The 20,985-nt window shown below is 43.6% G+C and carries 14 protein-coding genes and 1 pseudogene; 8 read left to right on the top strand and 7 right to left on the bottom strand.

Annotated elements, in window-relative coordinates:
- Positions 1–139 precede the first annotated feature (139 nt).
- The gene (locus tag A587_RS0107470) at positions 140–625 is read left to right on the top strand and encodes a hypothetical protein (RefSeq protein WP_017217072.1); all 486 of its coding nucleotides are present in this window, start codon (positions 140–142) and stop codon (positions 623–625) included.
- 31 nt (positions 626–656) lie between these two features.
- Positions 657–1,466 (top strand): bifunctional DNA-formamidopyrimidine glycosylase/DNA-(apurinic or apyrimidinic site) lyase, encoded by an 810-nt coding sequence (gene mutM / locus A587_RS0107465; RefSeq protein WP_017217071.1) that lies wholly within the window; start codon positions 657–659, stop codon positions 1,464–1,466.
- A gap of 12 nt (positions 1,467–1,478) precedes the next feature.
- On the opposite strand, the gene A587_RS0107460 is transcribed toward mutM, so the two are convergent.
- Complete coding sequence (locus A587_RS0107460; protein ID WP_017217070.1) at positions 1,479–3,098, bottom strand: DUF342 domain-containing protein; 1,620 nt, start codon at positions 3,096–3,098, stop codon at positions 1,479–1,481.
- A gap of 164 nt (positions 3,099–3,262) precedes the next feature.
- On the bottom strand, positions 3,263–4,156 hold the full coding sequence (locus A587_RS0107455) for a LysR family transcriptional regulator (RefSeq protein WP_010368484.1): 894 nt from the start codon (positions 4,154–4,156) through the stop codon (positions 3,263–3,265).
- Between the two features lie 110 nt (positions 4,157–4,266).
- Here A587_RS0107455 and A587_RS0107450 point away from each other — a divergent pair, with 110 nt between their 5' ends.
- From A587_RS0107450 to A587_RS0107440, 3 genes are all read left to right on the top strand, one after another.
- Complete coding sequence (locus tag A587_RS0107450; RefSeq protein ID WP_017217069.1) at positions 4,267–5,835, top strand: NADH-quinone oxidoreductase subunit L; 1,569 nt, start codon at positions 4,267–4,269, stop codon at positions 5,833–5,835.
- On the top strand, positions 5,835–8,267 hold the full coding sequence (locus A587_RS0107445; RefSeq protein ID WP_017217068.1) for a YbcC family protein: 2,433 nt from the start codon (positions 5,835–5,837) through the stop codon (positions 8,265–8,267). Before A587_RS0107450 ends, A587_RS0107445 begins: the two co-directional genes overlap by 1 nt.
- 137 nt (positions 8,268–8,404) lie before the next feature.
- Positions 8,405–10,288 (top strand): hypothetical protein, encoded by a 1,884-nt coding sequence (locus tag A587_RS0107440; RefSeq protein WP_017217067.1) that lies wholly within the window; start codon positions 8,405–8,407, stop codon positions 10,286–10,288.
- A gap of 262 nt (positions 10,289–10,550) precedes the next feature.
- Here the strand turns inward: A587_RS0107440 and fic are convergent.
- A pseudogene (gene fic / locus A587_RS23865) lies at positions 10,551–11,654 on the bottom strand (protein adenylyltransferase Fic).
- Between the two features lie 778 nt (positions 11,655–12,432).
- On the opposite strand from fic, the gene A587_RS0107425 reads away from it, so the two are divergent.
- Positions 12,433–15,555, top strand: a complete 3,123-nt coding sequence (locus A587_RS0107425) for a DUF3427 domain-containing protein (RefSeq protein WP_017217064.1) — start codon at positions 12,433–12,435, stop codon at positions 15,553–15,555.
- A gap of 18 nt (positions 15,556–15,573) precedes the next feature.
- On the opposite strand, the gene A587_RS0107420 is transcribed toward A587_RS0107425, so the two are convergent.
- Positions 15,574–16,119, bottom strand: coding sequence for a DUF6933 domain-containing protein (locus A587_RS0107420; protein ID WP_232288031.1), 546 nt, complete (start codon positions 16,117–16,119; stop codon positions 15,574–15,576).
- A 129-nt stretch (positions 16,120–16,248) separates the two neighbouring features.
- Positions 16,249–17,109, bottom strand: a complete 861-nt coding sequence (locus tag A587_RS0107415) for a YicC/YloC family endoribonuclease (RefSeq protein ID WP_017217062.1) — start codon at positions 17,107–17,109, stop codon at positions 16,249–16,251.
- A gap of 153 nt (positions 17,110–17,262) precedes the next feature.
- Here A587_RS0107415 and rph point away from each other — a divergent pair, with 153 nt between their 5' ends.
- Both rph and pyrE read left to right on the top strand, forming a co-directional pair.
- The gene (gene rph / locus A587_RS0107410) at positions 17,263–17,976 is read left to right on the top strand and encodes a ribonuclease PH (protein ID WP_010377321.1); all 714 of its coding nucleotides are present in this window, start codon (positions 17,263–17,265) and stop codon (positions 17,974–17,976) included.
- 21 nt (positions 17,977–17,997) lie between these two features.
- On the top strand, positions 17,998–18,642 hold the full coding sequence (pyrE, locus tag A587_RS0107405; RefSeq protein WP_017217061.1) for an orotate phosphoribosyltransferase: 645 nt from the start codon (positions 17,998–18,000) through the stop codon (positions 18,640–18,642).
- Between the two features lie 298 nt (positions 18,643–18,940).
- Here the strand turns inward: pyrE and A587_RS0107400 are convergent, their stop codons facing one another.
- Positions 18,941–19,654, bottom strand: a complete 714-nt coding sequence (locus A587_RS0107400; RefSeq protein ID WP_017217060.1) for a response regulator transcription factor — start codon at positions 19,652–19,654, stop codon at positions 18,941–18,943.
- 130 nt (positions 19,655–19,784) lie between these two features.
- Positions 19,785–20,945 (bottom strand): M23 family metallopeptidase, encoded by a 1,161-nt coding sequence (locus A587_RS0107395; RefSeq protein WP_017217059.1) that lies wholly within the window; start codon positions 20,943–20,945, stop codon positions 19,785–19,787.
- Positions 20,946–20,985: the final 40 nt, after the last annotated feature.

Raw genomic sequence — 20,985 nt, 5'->3', positions numbered from 1 at the left:
GCAATTTGGCGTAGATAGGGTGCGGTAACGACAGATTGTTGAACTAGGCGAAATAGCCTCGGTGAGCAAGGGCTAATTGAGCATGTATAAATGCAAATTAGTATTATACACTAACCGTTCAAACGCTTAGGAGGTGGGTATGATTCAAATGAGCCGTAAGGCGTGGAATAACGTGGTGATCTTTTCCATGTTACTGATGATCTTTTTTCTCAACGGCCTCCACTATAAATTGAACCCCAGTGACGATAAAGCAAAGATACAAGCTGTGCTACCAGAGCAAAGCTTTGTCTTAACCGTGGCATTTCCTGGCTATAAAATTGAACGCATTGGCACGAGCTGGCGTATAGAGTTACCGCAAGGTTCAAACCAGACCTTTAGCGAAGATGCCTTACGCGCGCTTGTCGCCAAGTGGCAAAGTTTACAGCTATTGGTTGTTGAGGCGCCAAGGCAGTTGGAGCCTGCGCTGAGCGCTGCGCAGTTTTGGCTGGCAACTCAAGAGCTTCCCCTTAGCTACCAACTGTATCGAAGCGATAATGGCATTGTATTATTTGATAAACAGCAACAGCGTTGGTTTGAACTTGATAGCGTGCAAGCCAAAGCATTATTTCTACCGATAGAATTGTAATACCACAAACCACACAGTAATAGAGTGAATTATGCCTGAGTTACCAGAAGTCGAAGTGAGCCGTTTAGGTATTCAACCGTATTTAGAGCAACATATTATCCAAAGCGTAAAAGTACACAATGGTAAGCTGAGATGGCCTGTACCAGAAGAAGTACAATTGCTTGAAGGTGAGAAGGTGCTTGCGGTTAAGCGACGGGCAAAATATTTGCTTATCGAATCCAAGCATGGCACTGCGATTTTGCATTTGGGGATGTCAGGAAACTTGCGTGTTGTTGATAGCAAAGAGCCGCTAAAAAAGCATGATCATGTGGAGATCATTCTGGCCTCAGGTAAGTCGCTCAGATTGAACGACCCGCGTCGCTTTGGCGCCTTTTTATGGCAAGGTGCGGGCGAAGATCATAGCGTTTTTGATAAGCTGGGTCCTGAGCCGTTGACCGAGCTTTTTACAGCAGAGTACTTATTTGAAAAAAGCAGAGGCAAAAAGCAGCCGATTAAACAATTTGTTATGGATAATCATGTAGTGGTTGGTGTGGGTAATATTTATGCCAATGAATCTTTGTTTAAAGCGGGCATCCACCCCAAAAAAGAAGCAGGTAAAATTTCACTTAAACGCTACCAATTACTGACACCGATCATCAAGGAAACCTTGAGTGCAGCTATCAAACAAGGGGGAACGACACTCAAAGACTTTGCTCAAAGTGATGGTAAACCGGGTTATTTTGCTCAAGAATTACTGGTGTATGGTCGCAAAGGTGAGCCTTGCGTAAGTTGCGAAACGCCATTAAAAGAAATACGTCTAGGGCAACGCAGCACAGTGTATTGCTCTAAATGTCAGCGCTAAATAAAGTGCAGGCTAGGAGCCTGCGGTTTTAAAGTCTATTTTAACTTGGTTTTCTTGCAGTGTTGCTGAGCAAGGGGGATAACTGCGGGTTGTTTTATACACGCGGTCAAAAATATGGATTTCAACCCCTGAATGAAGCGCTTTGTTTGCTGCAAGTTTCGTGTTCTCGAGTAGATCGTGTAAGTCGTGATCAAGCTGGCTGAGCTTTTGCTCAAGGTGCTCGGCTTGTTGACAGTAGTGCATCTGTGTCGCACCAATTTTAGTTTTGAGTTGTTGCTTTTTAGCGGCGTCTTTAACTAACTCTGCTTTTTCAATCGCTTGCTGTAGTTGATCTAGGGCATCATTAGTTGCGGCAACTTCTTTGAACAGGGTGTCGGTTTCCTGGGTGATTTTAAGGCCTTTGCGTGCAAGATAAATCATCATTTTAGCACCAGACTCACTGCCAATCTCTCCTGCAACCACCATTTGTGCATCGATAATTGAGCCGCCTATCAGCTTGCCATTTGGATGATCGCCTGCGCCAACTTGTATCAGCTTTTGCGCTTTAATATCGCAGTGGTTGCTTTGCTTATTGATAATAATGTTATCGCCTTCAAGGTAAGTATATTGCCCATGGGCAATCTCAACATTGCCTTTGGCGATAAGTTTGCAAGTTAAGCCTTGCTCATTATTTTGATGGTCAACATGGCCTATCACGCCACCTCGCACTTCAATATGACCACCAGCGATAAGTTCTCCAGATTCTACCGTGCCGAGCACTGTGATATCACCTTGTGCGGTAACGCGCATACCAGGTTCTATATTATGAGTGACTATGACGCTGCCATTAAAGTCGACATGGCCACTTTTTACTGTGACATCGGCAATCGTAAATACGTCATCCACGCGCATTCCATTGGCGATATCTGAGGGGCAACCTGCGATAGTTGCGATAAGCTCTAGTGGGTTGTTGGGGTTGATCTCGGTGCCTTCACCCGCCATAAGCTGGAACGATTCGCCGGGCTTTGCTTCAATACTTTCACCGCTAACCGTAAAGCCTTCTTTACCTGGCGTTGCGGGCTTTTGAGTGACCAGTAAATCTCCCGGTGCAACGCTTGCAAGCTTACCAAAATCACGCATATCAACGGTGCCATCTTCACGCATTCTAGGCTGCTTGAGCCTTTCTTTTAAAGTTTGTACGTGCGGCAGTAATTTCGCTGACTGGCCGTCTTGTGGGGGTCGGCCTTGGGCGATTAACCCAGATGCCTCTTCACCTGGTGGAAGTTCAAATTGTTTGCGCAGGATATTTTCTAGGTAAGCTTGCTTATAGCCACGACTGACGCCTGCTTTGACAATCGCTTTTTTAGCTTCTTCTAATGATATCGCTTTACCACCACGAGCCGTTTTAAGTTGCCCGAAGGCCTGCATTTTATCGTCACTTAAGGTGACTTCAAATTCAGCATCATGTTGTTTAGCAACAACAATTTGGCTCTCGGGGAAGTCGCTTTGGAAAAAGGCATTAATCGAGTCGTGATCGATTTCGCAATCGGCAAATTGTGACTTTTCAAGGGCTTCAATCACAAACGCGGCACTGGGCGGTGAAGCAGACTTCACATCCATTAAGATATTGCCATTGTGCGCAAGCTTGAACACGATAACTGCCTCGTCGAAATTTTACCCTATAGTTTCAGCTTGCTAAATAAACATCAATTGGTCAAGTGCTTAGGCCAATTTTCTTACGTTAATATGGGTTAAGTTAAAAAACAGAAATAAATCGTGATTTTCTAATACTTTCAGGTGAATAAAAATCAGCGCGCTTAAAAATGTGCGGGCTTATCACGCGCTTCTTGCAGCAGGATTTTAATCGCTTCAGGAACAACCTTTTTCTGTGTTGAAATCGCATAAAAATACTCATAAATATTAGGTAGTTCCTGATATTGCTGTAGCACCCCTTGGGCTATTTCGTCTTTTACTACTACGGCTGGTAAAACAGCCACCGCGCCACTGTCTCGTGCCAGTAGTCGCATCATCGCCATATCGTCGACCTCTGCCAAAATGTTGGGGAAATACTGATACTGAGCGCACAGTGCATTAAATGCGGTGCGTAAATCTGAGTTGGCAGGTGGCAAGATCCAGCGTGTTTTTTCAAAGCCTTGTGGAAATGGCGTGCTTGGCTTGAGCGCAGGCGGACCAATGATCGCCAGCGGTTGCTTGGCTACTAGTTGGCACTGCCAATAGGGGTCTGAAGTATCTAGGTTTATTGTTCGATTGGTAAGCACTAAGTCCAGCTCATAATTAGTTAAGCCGTTGAGTAGCTCTGAAATACTGCCTGACTTTAACTTAAATTGTACATCGCTGCGTCGCATCAAAGGGCTAATAAAAGCTTCTACAAAATTACGTGACAGAGTGGTCAACACCCCAATAGTCACGTGGGTAGTTGACTGTACGCCTTTGCTTAGCAAGGCTTCGAGCTCTTGCCCTGTGGTAAAAATATCATCGGCATAGCTCAACACCTTTTTACCCTGATCGGTAAGCATTAGGCTGCGGCCTACACGCTCAAATAGCGATACTCCGACATTATGTTCCAACTGTTTGATTTGCGCAGAGAGCGCAGATTGCGAAACATGTAATTCTTTAGCTGCTTGAGTCAGGTTTCCGAGCTTGGCAACCTGCCAAAAGTAGTAAAGGTGGTGATAATTAAGTCGGCTCATCTATGTATAAGTAAAACAGAACGAATAGTTAAATTATATCTATTTTTATTAAATTAAAAAGGTTGGAATAATGACCTAATTCAATACTTAGGTAAGAACCATAGAAAGTGATGATTAATATCTTAGTGGTGTTGTTGCTATTACACTTTTTGATTGCGGCGTCTTTCATGAGCAAAGCGTCTCGTAGTAACGCTGGGTTATTTCGTATCGCGAACGGTTTTGCCATCGGTGTGGCAGTTTGTATCGCTCTTGGCTGGGGGTGTTGGGCAACGCAAGGTGATATTGCTAGTGGCCTGTTTGAAATAAACTTTTTACGGCTTAGCGTGGTGTCATTAATTGGCTTTATGAGCTTTATTTTACTGCGTTACTCCATTCACTATTTACATGGTGAAAAACACCGGGGCCGCTATTTTCGCTATCTACTCACCACATTACTGAGCGTGACTATTGTGGTGCTTAGTAATCACCTAATCCTATTTTGGTTGGCTTGGGTCGGCATTAGTTTGAGTCTGCATCGTCTACTGCTGTTTTATCCTAACCGCCCGAGAGCGGCATTGGCCGCACACAAAAAGTTTATTTTGGCGCGCTTGGCAGAAAGTGCATTGCTTGGGGCTTTTATTTGTATCTACCTCAGCACTGGCATGCTCCAGCTTAATGACATCACCGACTATTACTTAACTCACGCAACGACACTAACTGTGCTAGAGCAATCTGCAGCTGGCTTACTTGCAATTGTGGCGCTGATAAAGTGTGCGCAACTGCCAGTGCATGGTTGGTTGATGCAAGTGGTTGAATCGCCCACACCGGTGAGTGCTTTGCTGCATGCAGGGATCATTAATTTGGGCGGTTTTTTGGTGATGATGTTTGGCCCTTTGATTTTACGTGTAGAAGCTGCGAAATGGCTGATCTTAATCGTGGCAGGAATAACGACATTATTGGCCGCGCTTATCATGACAACGCGGATCAGTTTAAAAGTGCGCTTGGCTTGGTCAACCTGCGCACAAATGGGACTGATGCTAGTGGAGTGTGCTTTGGGACTTTATGAATTAGCGCTGCTGCACTTATTAGCGCATTCAGCCTACAAGGCCCACGCATTTTTAAACTCAAGCCAGTGGATCCATGAAGATTTGACTCGTCGCTTGAGCGACCAGCTTGAACCGCCCTTGTGGCAATGGCTCATTGCACTTTTCGTGGCAACTAGTCTAACTACAGCAGCTGCAGTTGTCATTGAATATCAAGGTCCTATCAGTATTTGGGGATTAATGGTTGGTGCATTAACGGTGTGGCTAGCGCTGCGTTTTGAGGTGCAAGCCCCTAGTAGCTATTTTAGAATTATCACCGCAGCCGTTGTGTTATTGGCAGCCTATAGTGCGCAAAAGTGGCTATTGCACTTGGTGGTCGCGCTACCAAATGAGCTCAGGGCGCAAGCACTCGATGTTGCTGATATTTGGTTGCTCAGCCTAGTAGTGGTACTCATCGTCGTAAATTATCTGCTCTATTACCGCGCACATTTGGTAACAGTGCAAAAACTCTCTCGAGTGTTGTATGCCGGGCTGTACTTAGACGAGTGGATGACGCGATTAACCATATTACTTTGGCCCGTCCATTTGCCAAGTATTAAAAAGCAGAAACACCTAGCCATTCATCGCTATGCTGCAGGGCACGAGGAGCAGAAGTAATGATAGACATACAAAATAACAAACAGACTCAGCTATCCAAGCCGCAACAGCAACAACTACTGAATGCTGAAACACGTATTGCGCCAACTTGGCCGCTCGATCAATTGATCGCAGTGAATCCATTTTGGGGAATGCGCGATCTGCCTTTTGATGCTGTGATCAATAAAATGAGTGCATTGGCACAGGTTAGAATGCTGATGCCCGTAGCATTTTATCTAGAAAAATGGCAGCAAGAGGCGATTTCAGAGCAAGCATTGCAGCAATCTGCGGCACATTATGCGGTGGATCGTAGCACCAATGCGCTACTTAATTGGCTCAAAAAAAGTCACTGCGGCGAGTTGCCACATTGGCATACATTAGCGGACTTGCTTGATCGTTATCGCTCTGAGCATAAGATGCCTTGGCAGGAGGAGATCAGCCACCAAATCAGCCAATTTTGCGCCGCGCATTATCAACAGGTACAGCCTATTCTCAAACAAACCCAAGGTGAAGAGAGACTCTGCTTGTATCGTCACTGGCATGAAACTGTATCACGAGATTTGGGAATAAGCATCGTTATGGGGGAGTCGGGCTTAGTAGATTACTTTAAGGCTTTGCCAACGTCTCCTGAGTCTTTAATTGCACTCGCTGTTGACACCTTAGGGATTGGTTTTAATGAGCTGAGTGATTATGCGCACATGCTCCTATTAGATATTAATGGTTGGGCATCTTGGGCGGCTTATGAACGCTGGCAAGCCGATCTTGCTCAGCATCCGGCTTCCGATATGCGTGCGTTATTGGCCATTCGAATGGCGTGGGAGCTGGTGATTTGGCGTTATGTGAGTGAGCGTCATCCAACGACCTTTACCCGTATTCAATACCATTGGAACAAGCAAAAGCAGCAACTTGCTGAGATTGTGCTTGAACATAAAAAAGCATTGTTGCCGCGCCTGGTATTTCAGCGGGCACTCGAGCTCAGTTATCAAGCCACTTTAGTGGGGCAGCTAAAGACTCAACAGGTAAAATCTGAGGGGGCTCGTGAGCAAGCCACACCGACCTTACAAGCGGCTTTTTGTATTGATGTGCGCTCAGAGGTGATCCGCCGTGCGCTAGAAGCTCAAAACGGAGGCATTCAAACCATAGGCTATGCTGGATTTTTTGGCCTACCGATTGATTATCATGCGACTAACTGCCGTTTTAGTCGGCCACAGTTACCCGGATTACTAAAAGCGCCAATCACCGCAATACAAACGCCCGCACCCCAGCACCTTGCCACAAAACGCCAGCAAGCTGGTCGTTGGCATAGCTGGTCTCATTCTGCTGCGGCTTCATTTTCGATGGTGGAGTCGATGGGGATGAGTTACTTTTATCAGCTATTTAGCAAAGTGTTTTCATTGCAAAAAACTCGGCACCCCGTCGATAGCCATATTGATTCAAGGAAGTGGCAGTTAAAGCAAGGCGAACACGAAGTTACTGTTTTGGAGCAAGCTAAACTCGCAGCTGGCATAGTAAAAGGGATGGGACTGACCGAATTTGCTGATACGGTCCTACTGGTTGGCCACGGAGCGCATACCACCAATAATTTACATGAAGCCGGGCTGCAATGTGGTGCATGTGGCGGGCAGTCGGGAGAAGTGAATGTTAAAGTACTTGCGCAACTTCTTAATGACCAAGCGGTACGCGCAGAGTTAATCGTGCTTGGCGTCGCTATTCCGCTGCAAACCCGTTTTGTTGCAGCGCTGCATAATACCACCACTGAAACAATTACCCCCTATGGCGAAATAGATACAGAGTTATCCCGCTGGTTAAAGCAGGCAGCGCATCTGGCTCGAGTAGAGCGCGCTCATACACTCGCGATAACTGGTAAAGAGTTATCAGAACAGCAATTAGAGCAGCGATTTATAGCCCGTACTAAAGATTGGTCTCAAGTTAGGCCGGAATGGGGCCTTGCCAACAATGCAGCATTTGTGGTCGCGCCGAGACAAGTTACGCAGGGGATTGACCTGCAAGGCCGAGTCTTTTTACACGAATACAGCGCGGAGCAAGACCAAGACTTTAGTCAGTTAACTGCTATTTTAACCGCTCCTATGCTCGTCACTAACTGGATCAATATGCAATATAACGCTTCGGTAACCGATACCCACAAATACGGCAGTGGTAACAAGGTGTTGCACAATGTAGTGGGGGGCAGAATTGGAGTGTTTGAAGGCAATGGCGGAGACTTGCGAATTGGCCTGCCAATGCAATCCGTTCACAACGGTGACAAATGGATGCATACCCCACAACGCTTGAGTGTGATCGTACAAGCACCAACCGAAGCACTAGAGCAAATCATGACAGCACACCCAATTGTAAAACAATTGGTAGAAAACGAGTGGCTTTATCTTCTGTCTATTTCGCCTAATTGTAATGAAGTTAGACGATTTGATAACAGTAAGTGGGAACTTCTTTGAATTCAAACAAAACTCGTTGCAACTTAACAAGTTATTGTGCAGAGTATTGCAGAAATTGAAAGGTGTGGCTGGACGCTACGTAAACAAGACGACCTCCTAGCCACCGACATTGGACTGTTTATACAAGGAGGCTGCTAGTGGCTTTTGATTATGGCTCTATTGATTTAGGGCTTAAAAACCCATTTAAAACGGAAGGTAAAATCACTGCTATTCGTGGTGCAATACAAACTATTGCTGGAATTGCATTACTGGTGATTGCAGCCAGCTCCGTTAAGAGCGATGCGGGTATGGGTTGGATCATCATGCTATTTGGCATGTTGATTTTAGGTCTTGGGATCACCTCTCTTGCAAAAGGAATATATGCAACGCTGCGTTTTTTTGTGGGTCGTAACCATCCTACCTCTTTAGCTTATAACTTCAGTAAATCAGAAACTTCAACCGCCCAGCAAGAAAAGGCTGATGTGGCTTACCGTGCTAAAACGCTAGAAGAAATGTTGATTGGCCGAAAGAACAGCACGTTTGTAGAGCCGAAAGGGTTCTTATCGCGTTTACTTCACAGCATTGCACCTAAATTACTCTTTCTCCCTTACCCTATCAGAAATATGAGCCAACGCTTATTTGGTGCATGGGTGAGTACATTAACCGCACTTGTGCTTTATGGTGTGGTGGCGTTTGTATCGCTTTCTGGCTTTGCCGGTGATGCTGGGGAGCTGACTTTCCCAATCTATAGCACCTTACTGATGATATATATTTTGTCATGTTGGTATAGCGCGGCTAAACCGATTTCACGCAAAGCGGAACATGCCATTGAATCTTTGGGGAGTGCGACCCTCACTAAAGTGATTTCGCTCTCTTTTGTGCTACCAATCCTGATTGGTTTAACTTTGTCTTACATCATGGATGAAGGAAAGTTAAGTAAAGCCGATATTGAGCTCTTTTTTGCGCCTTTGCCTAGTCTTCATACTTGGGCTTATCTCACGGGTGTTATCGTGCTTGCACTTGGCTGTAGCGCGATTATTGCTGTTATGCTTAAAGCGCGTTTAGACAAAGTAAACCCAGTGGTTGAAGTGTCTGAGTTAAGAGAAAACTGGCAAGAATCAGTACATCCAAACGAGATATTTATTAACTTAGACAACTTGGTGATGGCTAATCGCCGTTATAAAGAAGTACCAAACCGGGTTTATCGGGAGCTAGATCCCAGCTTGCAAGAACAAGTTGATGGTAAAGGTGGCTTTAAAGGCGAAATGATCCAAGAAGTACAACCTAAAGTTCTGCCCCTAGATTTAGGTAGATCATTCGAACGCTGTAGGTTTTTATCCTTACTTGGTGGTAACTTATTGCTGCTAGTGACTCTTGGATTAAGCGTCTTTTTTGCTTATGCCGTAGTAGATATTTACCACTATGTAACGAGCGCCAATATCAGTAATTTTTCTAGTGCTTTCAGCGAAGAGAACATCGCGTCATTCAGCGCTGTTGTGATGGTAGCCGTACATTTACTGCTAAGTGGCTTATTGATTAAATCGTTTGCGTCAATGCTAAACAATGCTGCACACGTATTCTATGCCGAGATGCAGTTTGAATCTCTGCTGGTTTATTTTAAGTGTGAAGGGACATTTACTGAGTCTAAAATATCAACAGGTACTGGTATTCACGATTCCACACGCTCTGAAAATACGCTAGTACGCAGCAGTATTACCCCTTGGGTAGTGGTGTCGAGAATTGTATCAACGACCTTCGCTGCCACGGGCATGAAAAACCTAGAGCACCCAAGACATATATTAGAAATGCATAAAGACGATGCACAGCTAAGCGACATCCGTAAAGATGTGATTAGCTTCTTAAAAGACCGAGAATCCATCGCCGCAATTACCAGCGAGCGTGATTTAGGTAACGCCTCACAAGTGTACCAACTCAATCAGCAAACGAGAGCGGTGGATCAAAACCACCAACTGCGTGCAAGTAGTGATGAAGCCGGTGCTTATCTACGCCGAGAAGAAGCACTCGAAAATAAAGAAGAGTAAAAGACAAATGCCACCCGAGGGTGGCAATCTAAACATCTAAAAATTCAAAAACTTACCGAAAAAACGGCTCAAAAATGCCTGTTTTCCCACCAAACTGCCCACCACTTGTCTATGGCTTTTACTAAATCTTAGTGGTGCTCCTTGGCTATGACTACGGAAAAACAGTGCCGTTTTTATGCTGCTGCTAGGACTTAAAAATAGCAGTTTTAAAGGGCTTTATCGAGCACTATATCTGTCGATATAGCTTTGCCATTTTTTACGCTCAAAATGCGCTGATACTATTACTATCTTTTGTCATTAACGTCATCAGTCGCGGGTGTACAAATAATTTTTCCTTACCGGAACTTATTTCTTGCAGCACACCAATATCCGCTAACTGTTTTAAATACGTTGAAGCAGTTTGGCGTTTTGCAATGTCACGTTCAACTAGATTATTGATACGGCAGTAGGGCTGTTCAAAAATAAGCTGAACAAGCTCATAGCTATATATTTTAGGTAGCTGTGTTTTTATGTAATCGGTTGTACTTTCCATCAGTGCCCTAATCGCTGTGATTTTATCACTAGTCCATATGGCAGTTTGCTCGACACCTTTTAGCATAAATAACAGCCAATCTTCCCAATTCTGATCTTTGGTCACTTGGTTCAATAGGCGATAATAGTTTTGTTTGTTATGAACGATGAAACGGTTTAAGTACAAAATAGGTAGCGTTAAAAGACCGCATTCAATAAGGTACAAAATATTTAAAATACGTCCTGTTCGACCATTCCCATCATAAAATGGGTGTATAGCTTCAAATTGATAATGGCAAACAGCCATCTTTATTAATGGATCTATATCATCGTCATCATGAAAAAATCGCTCCCAGTTAGTTAACAAGTCGCGTATAACGTTCTCTCCCGAATGCGGGGTATAGATAATTTCTCCAGTCGTCTGGTTGCCTATAAAAGTCCCCGGTACTTTACGAATATCCATTTCTGAGTGCTTTAACGTACTACATACTTCAATGGCAGTCGCTGTGCAAAGTGGTTTTCTTTCAAGTTGTATATAACCTTGATATAACGCTGTTCTATAGCGTAAAGCTTCCTTTGTTGCATGATCAGCGCCTTTATCTTCTAGCGCATACTGAAAAAGCTTATCGGTAGTGGTGACAATATTTTCAATTTCTGAACTGTCTTTTGCTTCCAGCAAAGGCAATAAGTTAATTAGCATGCTTTGGTTAGGTATGAGTTCCCCTGCCTTTTTTAATTCTGCTACAGCGGCGCGTGCAGAAATACAGGCTTTCAGAACGGTCTTCGTTTCTATGGAATCTAGATTTGGCGGTAATGTGGGTAATTGGTTGTAAGGCTGCTCTGCTTACCAGGTCATGTTTAAATTTCCAATCTAAATCGACATAAATGAACTATTAAGTCAGTTTATGCCGATTAGATCGACACATCAATTTTATGTGTCGATTTTTTGCTGTTTTTTCGACATGACTTTCTTGAGTGTCGATACACTCTACATATCAACACTTAATCCATACGTCTCACCAAAACCGAGTTTTGAGTAGAAAAATTCAAAGCAATATGCCATCCCTTCGGCTTTGGGGGGGCAGTATGGGCAAAGCCTTAACTCACGCCACTTAGTCACACACCAACCCTGCCTACTGCGTCGGTTTAACTCTTGGGGCAAACTCCTAAGAGAACTAAACAGAGCAGTGAGGCTTATTTTGGAAAAATAGAAACGATGAACCCAACTACACAATCACCCACAAACTCAGTACACCCAGCGCGTCAGCAGCGGATTAAAGGCCAAAACTAGCTTTGGCCGCAGTCCATTTATGTTCTTTGCTTGTTTGCAGAGATACTTGCAGAGAATTTCCGCGATACATTCGGATTGGCGTGCGACGTAGCTGTGACTTTAGTTGTGGTAACGCCATTATCCTTGGACGTAACTTTAAGCTTGTTTATAAATATTAAGAGCCAGATTGAAGAGCTAGCTATTAGCTTAATGCACGACTACGACCGTCTAATTGGGTTAGTTTTGAATGTGCTGGTGGTAGAGGTGTTAATGGCTAAAAAGCCCTTAAAAAATCAAACCACACTTTTAACTGAATGCGAGAGCGTGTAAATTTATCTTCATAATTAAAGGAATAGCAGTACTTATGAATCAAACCGGCATTTACGAGCAAATGATCACCAATTTGATCACGGGTCGCCTCAATAAAGAGCAATTCTACATTGGGGAGCGTGTACTTGAACAAGCCGAAGCCGCAACATGGCTATCGCGGTTTCTAAGTAGGGTGATTGAGTATGCGGTTAATTGCTTGCCTGCTGGAGACGACCAATTACAGCGTCAAATTGAGCTATCAAATCAATTGATATTATGGCTTAAAGATAGGGTTCAAGAAGATGAATTCTTCGATGAAAACTTACTAGCGGGACAAGGAAAAATACTTACGGCTTTATACGGAATTGAGAATCCTGTCGCCGCCGATTTAAAGAAGTATGTTGAAGATATATCTCCGCTAACAGGCTTAACACAAAGCGAATTATTTTGTGGCAGCAATGCAGGTTTATCTCTCGAGAGTGAGTTAAAGCGCGAAATAAAATCGTCAGACAAAATTTATTGGCTGGTCTCATTTATAAAATGGGCGGGGATCAGGATTTTCAAAAATGAGCTAGAGGAATTTACCCGCAGCGGTAAGCAGCTCAAAGTCATCACCACTTCTTACATGGGCGCAACCGATGCCAAAGCGGTTGAGTTTTTGGCTTCACTGCCCAATACAGAGGTTAAACTCAGCTACAATACTCAGCGTGAGCGACTGCATGCAAAGAGCTATTTGTTTCTTCGAGATACAGGCTTTCATACTGGTTACATTGGTTCGTCTAATTTATCGCACTCCGCTTTAACCAGTGGCCTTGAGTGGAACTTAAAGATCACGTCACAAGAAATTCCGCACATTATTGAGCGTTCAATTAATACATTTGAAGGCTACTGGAATTCGAGGGAATTTGAAGTTTTTGATGGTCAAGTTAAGGCACGAGAAAAGCTCAATATAGCGCTCAAAAATGCCAAAATGGGTGGCACTCAAGAGCCAAACCATTACTTTGAAATTAAGCCGTTTACACACCAGCAAGAAATCTTAGAGCAGTTAGAAGTTGAGCGAGCTTTACACAAGCGCTTTAAAAACCTAGTTGTGGCGGCAACAGGCACTGGTAAAACGCTCATTTCGGCGTTTGATTTTGCAAAATTTCTAAAACATAAACCCGATGCTAAATTTTTATTCATTGCCCATCGAGAAGAAATTCTTAAACAGGCTCGTCAGGCGTATCGAGGTGTTTTGAAAAACTCGACCTTCGGTGAGCTTTGGGTGAGTAACTACACGCCAGAGCGCTATGAACAATTATTTGCATCGGTGCAAACGTTAAATAACCGACTTAGCAGCTTATCCCTTTCTAGTGACTACTTTGATTATATTGTCATTGATGAAGTACATCATGTTGCAGCTAGCTCTTATCGCAGTATTTTAAATAAGTTTGCACCAAGTATTTTACTGGGTTTAACCGCAACGCCAGAGCGTCATGACGGTGCAAATATTCTTGATGACTTTTGTGGCGTAATTGCAGCTGAGATCCGCTTACCTGAAGCAATCAACCGTCGCCATTTATGTCCGTTCCAATATTTTGGCGTTGATGATGATACCGATCTCAGAAGTATCAGTTGGAGTCGTGGAAGGTACGACATAGCTGCGTTAACTAATTTATATACGCATAACCAGCAACGAGTTGAGAAAATTTATCAAACATTAAACGAGCTTATAACGTCTATGTCTTGCATGAAGGCATTGGCATTCTGCGTCAGCAAGGAGCACGCAGAATTTATGTGTAAGCAGTTTATGCTCAAAGGTATATCTTGCGATTATTTGACCAGTGATAACAGCCAAGATAGAACTCAAAAGCAGCAAGCGCTTCGTTCTGGTGATATTAACGTTTTATTTGTGGTGGATATTTTTAACGAAGGAGTCGATATTCCAGAAGTTGACACCTTACTATTTTTACGACCTACAGAAAGTTTAACGATATTCTTGCAGCAATTGGGGCGAGGCTTGCGCTTAGCCGACGGCAAAGAGGTGTGCACGATTTTAGACTTTGTCGGTAATGCCAATGCTGAATATGACTTTGCTCATAAGTTTAGAGCTTTGGTTGGCAAAACTGATAGTGCAATAAGCGATGAAATTAAAAACGGCTTTCCTCATGCGCCTTTAGGTTGCCGAATCGAGCTCTCGAAACAAACGCAAGACATGGTGCTGCGTAACATTAAGCAGGCGACCTTGAGTAGACAGAGGTTAATTGGTTTAGCTGGTTCGTTTTCTCGAGACTCAACCTTAGAAATGAACTTGGTAAATTTCATCAAGGTATACCCACAAGTTGAAGTAGAAGCTTTGTATAAAAGACTAAGCTGGACAGAGCTTTGTTTAGAAGCTGGCTTGTTAAACGATGTGGATCTTGAGCTTGTTCGTAACTTTGCTCGAATGGTAAAGACAAGGTTGCTAATGTGTGATGATCATGACTATCTAAGCAAATTAAAAGAATTCGCTACTAATGGAGCGATAACTTCAGAATCACACCAACTCATGTTGCATTATGATTTCTGGCAACAATCAGGTGAAAAGCTAGGCTTCCAAGATATAAAAGACAGTTTAAAGCGACTAGAGCTTCAGTGGTTAAAATCGGAATTAGCGAGTCTAACCTCTTTGTTAATTGACCGTATACACCATAACCAAGAAACCATGCCTATGATGGGCAATCACCCGATAAAGCTTCATGCTCGTTATGCCAGAGAGCAAATATTGGTTGGATTTGGTGTGTCTACTTTTGAAAAACAGCCTAATTCTCGAGAAGGTGTGTTTAACATTCGAGAGCAAAATATTGAGTTGTTATTCGTTACGTTGAATAAAAACGAAAAGCAGTTTTCGCCCACTACCATGTATCACGACTACGCGATAAATGAACAGCTTTTCCATTGGCAAAGTCAAAACTCAGCAAGGCCCGATAGGGGCAAAGGCTTAGACTATGTTATTCATAAAGCAAAGGGTAAGCGACTTTTTCTGTTTGTTAGAGAGCAAGCAAAAGACGAATTTGGCAAAACCATGGGGTTTGTTAATTTTGGCGAAGTTGATTATGTATCACATACTGATAGCCAGCCCATGAACATCACTTGGCAGTTGCGAAATACCATGCCAACATTTATGTGGAAACAAGCGGCTAAGTTAGCAATGGCTTAGCAGGTTGATATTGGAGCGTTAGCTTAATAAAGCGAGCATTTCCTTAATTGGCCAAATACAGTCTTTTTGTCCTTTAACCATGCAAGGGCGTTCAGCTAACCAGGCAGCAGTTCTATAAGGCGAACAATCCATGATGTTAATTTGGTCGAACCAAAGTTGATGTTCTATATCGCCTTTCATTTGATTCATCGTCCCTTGCACACTACGGTTATTGGCTTTGGCGATTGTTAGCGGGCCGAGTAATGAAGCTGCTTTTTGTAATTGCTGGTTAGTTGCACCTACTTTTAGCAAGGTATTCATAAAGCTATCAGCAAATAGAAAATCTAACTTTGCAAAATCTGGTTTGGTGAGACCAATAATAAATACCGGAAAGCGGGTTTTATTATGCATCAGGAGCACACAGTTTCTGCGTTGTATTGTGAGCAAATTAGCATGCCAATCTGACAAAGGGTGAGTGTTTGGCGTGCTTAAATCAGTCAGCTTTGCATCGGAACAAGCGGGTATAACTCCTTCATAGACAGGGAGCTTTGCAATGAGTTTTTGTGTACAGAAAAGGTTAATCATGCGGTTGCTTTTTTGTTCTAATAACAGTTGAAGTTTAGCGAAATTATGAAGGTTAATATACTCCATAAAATGAACCCAATAAAAAACCGCCGAGAGGCGGTTTTTCAAAGCTGATAGAATATCGGCGTGTTATTCAATATTCTGGATCTGCTCGCGCATTTGCTCAATTAACACTTTAAGTTCAACGGCGGCGTTGGTGATGTCGCTGTTGATTGACTTTGAGGCCAGGGTGTTAGATTCGCGGTTGAATTCTTGCATCATAAAGTCTAAACGACGGCCACAAGCGCCTCCTTTTTTGAGGATTTTGTGGGTTTCTTTGACGTGTGACTTTAGGCGGTCGAGTTCTTCTGCAACATCTTGCTTTTGCGCAAGGTAAATCAGTTCTTGCTCTAGGCGGCCTTCGTCGATGTCGGTTTTTAGTTCTTCTAACTTTTGTGAAAGTTTTTCACGTTGCCACTTAGTGACTTCAGGCATGTAGCCTTCAACGATGGCAACTTGCTCTAGAATACCTTCAAGACGAGTGGTGAGCATGGTTTCTAGGTTTTCGCCTTCACTTGCTCGTGCAGCTTTAAAGTCTTCTACAAGTTCATCAAAGCCACCCAACAGTTCGCTGTTTACGGTGTCTAAATCGACTTCTTCGGCTTCCATTACGCCTGGCCAGCGTAGAATATCTACAGGGTTAATATCACCGCCGCTTTGTGATTGTAGCCACTTTGCGCTTTCAACAAGTTGCTTTGCGAGCGATTCGTTAACGGTTAGTTGGCCAACGTGCGCAGGATTTGCGGTGAACTTTAGGAATACTTCAACTTTGCCGCGTTGTAGGTGTTTACGCAGGCGTTCACGTATTACTGGCTCTAAGCCTCTAAATTGTTCTGGTGCGCGGATAAAGGTTTCGAGGTAGCGTTGATTCACTGAACGAATTTCCCAAACCCCAGTGCCCCAGTCACCTTTCACTTCTTTGCGGGCGTAGGCGGTCATACTATGGATCATATAAAGTCCCTAAATTAGCTTGGTTTAACCGGGGCATTATAGCCGAATTTCCGCACAGCCCTAAAGTGAATTTTATTTTTAGTCGGATCGCGTGGCATAGTCTCTATGATCCCTTTATAATGTACGGCAAATTTTGATGATGGGGGAACGTGGATGCGTCCAAGCGAAAGAACTGCAAATCAGATCAGGCCGGTTACATTTACTCGTAACTATACAATGCACGCTGAAGGCTCAGTAATGGTAGAGTTTGGTAACACAAAAGTGTTATGTACGGCTTCTGTAGAAGCGGGTGTGCCACGCTTTATGAAAGGTCAAGGCAAGGGCTGGATCACCGCAGAATACGGTATGCTTCCGCGCTCTACACATACGCGTAACAACCGTGAAGCGGCACGTGGCAAACAAGGCGGCCGTACCATGGAAATTCAGCGCTTAATCGCGCGCGCATTACGTGCCGCAGTTGATTTAAAAGCGTTAGGTGAGAACACCATTACTATCGACTGTGATGTTATTCAAGCGGACGGTGGTACACGTACGGCATCAATTAGCGGTGCTTGTGTGGCATTGGTAGATGCACTAACGCACATGCGTGCCAAAGGCATGATCAATGTAAACCCGTTAAAATTTATGATAGCGGCAATCTCGGTTGGGGTTTATAAAGGTCAGCCAATTACCGATCTTGAGTATCTTGAGGATTCAGAAGCTGAGACAGACATGAATGTGATCATGACTGAAACTGGCAAGCTAATTGAAGTACAAGGGACAGCTGAAGGCGAACCGTTCTCGTTCGACGAGCTAGATGAGTTACTTGGTCTTGCGAAACACTCAATTCGTGAAATCATTGATCTACAAAAGCAAGCGTTAGCGTAATCAACACTCAGTAGGAAAAACATGAAACCGTATCAAAAAGAGTTTATTGAATTTGCCTTAGAAAAGCAGGTGCTTAAGTTTGGTGAGTTTACGTTAAAGTCTGGTCGTACTAGCCCTTATTTTTTCAATGCAGGCTTGTTTAACACAGGTCGTGATTTGGCGCGTTTAGGTCGTTTCTATGCTTCGGCATTAGAAGATGCTGGCATTGAGTTTGATGTGTTGTTTGGCCCAGCGTACAAAGGTATTCCTATTGCGACAACGACTGCCGTTGCACTTGCCGATCATCACAATAAAGATGTGCCTTACTGCTTTAATCGTAAAGAAAAGAAAGAGCACGGTGAAGGCGGTAACTTAGTAGGTTCGGCGCTTGAAGGTCGTATTATGCTTGTTGATGATGTGATCACAGCGGGTACTGCTATTCGTGAGTCGATGGAAATTATTGCTGCCAATGGTGCTGATCTTGCTGGCGTATTAATCGCATTAGATCGCCAAGAAAAAGGCAAAGCTGAGCTTTCTGCTATTCAGGAAGTTGAGCGCGACTTTAATACTCAAGTGGTGTCTATCGTGAAATTGGCTGATCTGATCACATACCTTGAGCAACAAGGCGGTATGGATGCGCACTTGGATGCAGTTAAAGCATACCGTGATAGCTACGGTGTAGCGTAAGGGTAAGACCTACGATTTTCTGCTGATGGCTAGTACCATGCTAGCCATCTATTTAACCTGAGCTGCGGATAATTAATGCCTTTCTAGCAGCCAGTTTTAGCGCTAACTGCGTTGAATTCACTTCCAATAGCCAGCTATTGGTGCGTAAATTCGCCTTGTTTTCCCTAAAACTCTCTGGCTAGACAAGGAGAAAACTAAGTTGTGCTTTAGCAACAATGAGTTGGAACATTCCTTATCCAAACCTCAGGTTATTTACTTCTCTCTCATCTCAGTTTTATTGTGTGTCTTTACACAGCTCTTAATTCAAACTCACTATTGGTATATGGCGTAGCGCCCAATTAGCAAGTTCAACTCGGTTGCGCGAATTGGTTTTTTTAAATGCGCTGTAGATATGCGTTTTAACTGTGTGACTACTGATGTTTAGTCTATCAGCGATATCTTCGTTTTTAGCACCAGCAGCAATAAGCTTGATCACAGACTTTTCTCTGCCGGTAAGCATATTTAACTCTTCATTACTTAAGATAATGTCGCTGTTAGGCAATGCTTGTGGCATCGCGGCAATCAGTTCGCTAAATGCCTCTGAGATGGCGCTGCGACAAAACCAAAGCTCGCCTTTGAGCACACTGCTTAATCCTTGAAATAACGTCTCTGGCGGAGCATTGTGATAGAGTATGCCTTTCACATTGCCAAGTAGCGCCGTTTTTTCATTAACGCTGTCTTCATTGGCATTAAAGAGCAGTACTTTGTGTTTAGCCGCCAATAGCTTTACTTCAGCACTGATAAGTTCATTGCAATCTCGATGCTCGGTATCTACCAAAAACAACGCAACCTTTTCACGTTGTGTAACTTCAGGTAGCCGAGTGTCGACTTTTACCGTATGTCCTAACGTCTCTAGCACTTTGATAAGCACAGTATAATTGGTGGAGCTGGTATTGGCTCGAGCATGAGTCAGAATAAAAAATGCTCGATCTTGCCATGCTAGCGAGTTGTTGGAATATTCCTTTGCAAACATAGAAGTATTAAATCCTTTTTTATTCCAGATTAAATTTAATATACATTTGTTTTACAAAAAATTTAAGTTATTTATTAGGCTCCAGCTAAAAAGCTGAGCCTAATACCATGCTTGTGTAAGCTAAGGTTGTTTACTTGTACAATGCACGCCATGCACAAGTACGATAGCCGTTCTTCTCAAAGAAGAAGCGATTACAGTTATCGTCATAGTTGGAGTTACCCACATCTATACGATAGCCGCTGATGTACCAGTTATGCAGCGAAATATGCCCACCGTTGTACAGTAGCGAAAAGTGAACGTGAGGGCCGGTTGATTGGCCTCCTTGGCACAATGCCGTTGCTTTATCATCCGCATAACGGCCAAGCCAAGCGCCTGCAGAAATGACATCACCAGTGTTATATTGCAAACTTTCCATATGATAATACTGAGTTGAATAACCGCTTGAGTGAGTCACGCGAATATTACAAGCTGAGTAACGAGTCACTGTGCCGCCATGCGCTGCTTGAACCCAAGGTGTATTACTTCCCCAGCCACCTGAGCCGTTATTAAAATCAAGCGATGAGTAAGGGTAACCAGAACCGGTATTTGAGTGTGCACCACCGCTATACCAAGCGTAACCGGATGGCCATGGGAAGCTCATGCTAAAGCTAGCAGCTGATACTGCTTGTGTTGACGCCTGCTCACTAAAAGCGATGCTGTTGTCCGCTTTTAATGCCAACGACTCGCCGTTAAATAACGCTTCGTATGTATTGAATAGGGCATCTGCCGATGCGTGTGTCAGATCAGCAAGTGCGACAGTTGCTTCGTTTACCGCTGGTAACTTTTTGGCTTTGCCTTCATCACGAAGTTTTTGGAATGCGTAGTATCTCGCACTTAGATTAAGCGCTACATCTTTTACTTGCGCATCAAACCCTTGTTCATGAGAAAGTTTACCAAACGGTGCTGAGAGAGAGTGTTTATCAGGATTGCTTACCACACCTGACTCAAGCTCCATTAGTGCCAGCAATAACTTAGGGTTGATACTGGCATATCCTGCATAGTGCAAGATCACTTCGAGCTTATCACTTAAATGCGGTGCCGTGCTATCAAGCACTTGCTGCCAATCAACTTGCTGTAAAGCATTGCTGAAAAGAAACCGTTCAGGGTTTACTGCCATTATACTTGAAACAGGTAAGGCACTGATGTGTTCAGCAGTAAATTCAGGCATAGCTACTGAGTCATGTTGACCAGCAGCTGTTGCCTGATGTGAGAGGAGCGCGACTAAACACGCTGATAGATAGTGGCGTTTCATGTTGTATCCTTTTTGTTTGTTTTTTGTTCAATTAAGTTAT

It is taken from the genome of Pseudoalteromonas sp. NJ631, from assembly GCF_000276645.1.
GTDB classification, from domain to species: domain Bacteria; phylum Pseudomonadota; class Gammaproteobacteria; order Enterobacterales; family Alteromonadaceae; genus Pseudoalteromonas; species Pseudoalteromonas piscicida.
Note: the sequence above shows the minus strand (reverse complement) of the source record. Positions and strands in the feature narration are given on the sequence as shown.